General features: G+C 44.3%; 1 protein-coding gene and 2 pseudogenes. 1 reads left to right on the top strand and 2 read right to left on the bottom strand.

Annotated features, from left to right (window positions below; translation table 11 throughout):
- Window positions 1-3,137, bottom strand: a 3,137-nt coding sequence (locus B2R65_RS06070) for a S41 family peptidase (protein WP_286741660.1), incomplete at its 3' end; no start/stop codon positions are given.
- Between the two features lie 155 nt (window positions 3,138-3,292).
- Window positions 3,293-3,445, bottom strand: a pseudogene (locus B2R65_RS06065) (5-methyltetrahydrofolate--homocysteine methyltransferase); the annotation flags it as partial.
- On the opposite strand from B2R65_RS06065, the pseudogene B2R65_RS19540 reads away from it, so the two are divergent.
- A pseudogene (locus B2R65_RS19540) lies at window positions 3,426-3,536 on the top strand (MerC domain-containing protein); the annotation flags it as partial. The pseudogenes B2R65_RS06065 and B2R65_RS19540 sit on opposite strands and share 20 nt — an antisense overlap.
- Window positions 3,537-3,843: the final 307 nt, after the last annotated feature.

The following is a 3,843-nucleotide window of genomic DNA, read 5'->3' as shown; positions in this document are numbered from 1 at the left end:
TCTATCGATGGATCTTGGCCTTTATAAATAAGCTCTGGGCGGTCAACCACTTTAATATCAGGAGCAACGCCTTCGTTTTCTATAATCCAGTTACCTTGGGTATCTAAAATACGGAAAGTAGCCGCAATAACTTGCCCGCCATCTACAAGAGCAGGGTTGCCAGAAATACCAATTAAGCCACCCCACGTACGCGTACCAATTAGCTTACCTAAACCCGCTTGGCGGAAGTAGTAAGGAATTGCATCACCGCCTGAGCTTGAATAGCCGTTTATTAGCATTGCTTTAGGACCGTCGTGCGCAAACTGTGGCGTTTTAGTCGGCTCTGTACCACGGCGTTTCCAATAGTTAAGTGGTTTACGTGCAAGCCAGGTGATCATGTGCTCAGGAATATAGCCACCGCCATTGTAACGGTCATCAATAATCATGGCGTCTTTGGTGGTTTGCGGCATGTAATTTTTAAACATGGCGCGGTTACCTTCATACGCTGTATTTGGCAGGTGTACGTAGCCAATACGTCCATTTGATAGCTTATTAACGTAGGCTGCACGCGAGTTAACCCAATCTAAATAACGTAGACCTTGCTCACTGGCTACCGGTTTTACTGTTACTTGCCACGCACCTTTGCTACGCGGTTTGCTGTTTAGCACCAGCTCCACTTGCTCGCCTTGGGTGTTTTCAAGGAGTTCGTAAAAGTTAGCAACGTCTTTAACCGAGCGGCCATTTACCGCAATTATGTAATCGCCGTTATGTGCTTTTACGCCTGTAGTACCCAGTGGTGAGCGGAAATCGTCATGCCAGTTTTCACCTTTGAAGATTTGCTCTATTTTTACATAACCCGATGGATCGCTTGCAAGCTTAGCGCCTAATAAACCGTGGTTTTTACGCTCGGCTTTTGGCATATCACCCGATTGCACGTAAATATGGCCAGAGTTAATTTCGCCGGCAATTTCGCTAAGTATGTAATCAAGGTCGCTACGATGGCTAATTGCATCAGCCATAGGTTGGTATTTAGCTAAAATAGCATCCCAATCTTGTCCGTGATGGTTTTCGTCGTAGAACCAGTCACGCAATGTGCGCCAGCCTTCTACGTACATTTGTTGCCACTCAGCTTGCGGGTTAATTTTAAGCGTCATTTTGCTTAAATCGAGCTTGTTGGCGTCTAAGTCTTGCTTGGGTTTAGGCTCAATTAAGCTGTAACCGCCACTTGTATGTACAAGCAGGTGCTCGCTATTGCTCGATATAGTGTAATTGCTAACGCCTTTAGCCACGGTTTCTAGCTCGCTATCGTGTTCGGTGCCTATAAGTTGTAATCCGCCATTAGCAAGTGTAAGCACGCCGTCTTTTACTGCGGTTAAGCCACGGTAATCGCCAGCAGGAGCATTAAGCGCGGTAACACGCTGCATGAAGTCGTTGCTTTGCAGTGCGTTTTTAACTTTTTTGTCGTCTTCTTTTTCGTCGTCATCGTCTTTTACAATCGTGGTTTCATCACTTTGTAAGGCAATAAGCGGTTTAACACTGTCGTTTACCGCAGCCGCATAAATACGGGTGGCGCGGTTAAACATGTAGTCAAACTCGTAACTGCTAAACGCAAGGTTAAAGTCGCGCTCAGAGCTAAAGTAAAGGTATTGGCCATCTGGCGAAAAAGTTGGGTTTTGCTCATTACTCATTTCGTCTGTTAAGCGCGTCCCCTTTTCTTTTTTAAGGTTGTAGTGCCACAGTGAGGCATAACGGTTTTCGTTATTTTTAACATACACAATGTCTTGGCTGTTAGGCGACCACGTATACTGAGTAATGCCGTCTTCGTCGTAAATGCCGGTATCAATTTTGTGTTGCTTGCCCGATTTTGCATCTAACCACCACAGTGTGTGGTTTTTGTCTGCAAATAATAATTTTGAACTATCGGGTGACCAAATAGGCGTAAAGCGCCAAATAGTGCCATTACTAGTGAGTTGTTTAATGGCATTATTTTTACTGCGATCTTTTAAGTAAATTTCGTACTCGCCGCTTTTATCGCTCATGTAAGCAATGTAACGCCCATTTGGCGACCAACTTGCGTCTATTTCACGGCTCTTATCTGTGTACGATAAGTTACGCGTAGGGCCTTGTTTAACAGGTACACTAAATAGCTCGCCACGGGCTGTAAATACAGCACGTTTGCCATCGTGAGAAATCGACATAGAATCAATAAAGTCGCTCACATTTTTGCTGTACGGCATAGCGTATTGGCGCACACCTGCAATGTTAATGCTCAGCTTAGTGCTTTTTTGTGTTTTTGCGTCAAAGCGATATAAGTAACCGCCGTTTTCGAACACAACCGCATTAGGGCCTGCTGAAGGCCAAAGTACGTCAAAGTTTTTATAATTAGTGAGCTTTTTAGGCTCACTGCCTTTGCGGTATTGGTAAAGGTTTAGTGTGTAATCACGATCAGATACAAAATAAATATTGTCGCCAACCCAGGTAGGTTGCTGGTCGGTTGCACGGTTAGTGGTAAGTTGCTCTGAAGTGTTATTTTCTAAATCGTAAATCCATACGTCTTGGGCACGGCCGCCACGGGTGCGTTTCCAGGTACGAAACTCACGGTCAATGGGCGTATAAACATACTTGCTACCATCTGGGGAGAGCATACCGCCGCCTGTTTCAGGAATAGCTAAAGGTTGCTCAAGGCCACCGTCGGCAGGGACCATATAAGGGCGACCCATACGTTTACCCCATGGTGTGCGGTTTGCTCTAAACACCACATTTTTACCATCGGCGGTCCAATCTAAAACGCGGTAATCAAAGCCACCACGCGGTGGCATTGGGCCAACATCGTTGTAGTATGTAAGCTGCTTAAGGCCTGAGCCATCGCTGTTAATTACATAAACTTGGCGGCTGCCGTTATACTCAGCCGAAAACGCAATACGCTTACCATCAGGAGAAAACTTAGGAAATGTTTCAAAACCAATGTGGTCGGTTAAACGTTTGCTTTCGCCGGTTTGTGTATTAGCAATATAAATATCGCCGCTGTAAACAAAGGTCACGTTTTGGTTATGAATATCAGGAAAGCGTAGTAAGCGAGTGTCTTTAGTTTCATAGGCCGATACGCTCGGTGCAATAACCGCAGCCAAGGCAAGAGCCAATGTTGTTAATTTTTTCATGGGATTACATCCTATATTAATAGCTGTTACATCATAACAATAAGGTTATAAATAGCGATGCACTTGCGATAAAAGGTCTGTTACAAAATGTGAATAAAAAAAGGTTGGCATTAAAACGCCAACCTTCAAGGGAGTACTCTTTTTAAAGAGTGAAATTAGTGGTCGTGATCGTCGTCTTCTTCCTCTTGCGCAATACCAAGCCAAGTAATTGCACTAGGAGCAAAAGTAAGCTCAACCTCACTTTCAATTTCTAAGTCTTCAAGGTGTACTTGCACAACGTGCTGAGCAATAGGGTCGGCTTTTATTGCTGTAGCGCACTGGTTTAATTACAAGCAATGTATTAAACAAAATGACGATAATTGCCCGTGTTCAGGCACCGAATCTGAGCAGGTAGCTTAGCGTTGTTAGTGCTACAAACAACTAACGTGTAGCACTTTAAATTAATCCCCTAGTGTTTAAATTTTTTAATAGCCTAAAGCTAAAAGTGAGTTAAAGTAACCATCCAATATTGGTTTATTACGCTTGGCTTAGGCTAGGGCGTGCTGATCTTTGCGGATTGAAATTTGTTCAATCTAGGGGCGATTAAATCGCGGCGCGAGGTTTGCAACCTATGGGCTAAGTAAAAACCGAGTAACAAAGAGTTTATCGCCCCTAGGCAGAACCCGAAGGGCAGCGCATGTTTGGCATTTATGCTGCGTTATCGCCT

It is taken from the genome of Pseudoalteromonas sp. UBA2102, from assembly GCF_002331165.1.
GTDB classification, from domain to species: domain Bacteria; phylum Pseudomonadota; class Gammaproteobacteria; order Enterobacterales; family Alteromonadaceae; genus Pseudoalteromonas; species Pseudoalteromonas atlantica.
This window is presented reverse-complemented; position numbering and strand designations above follow the sequence as displayed.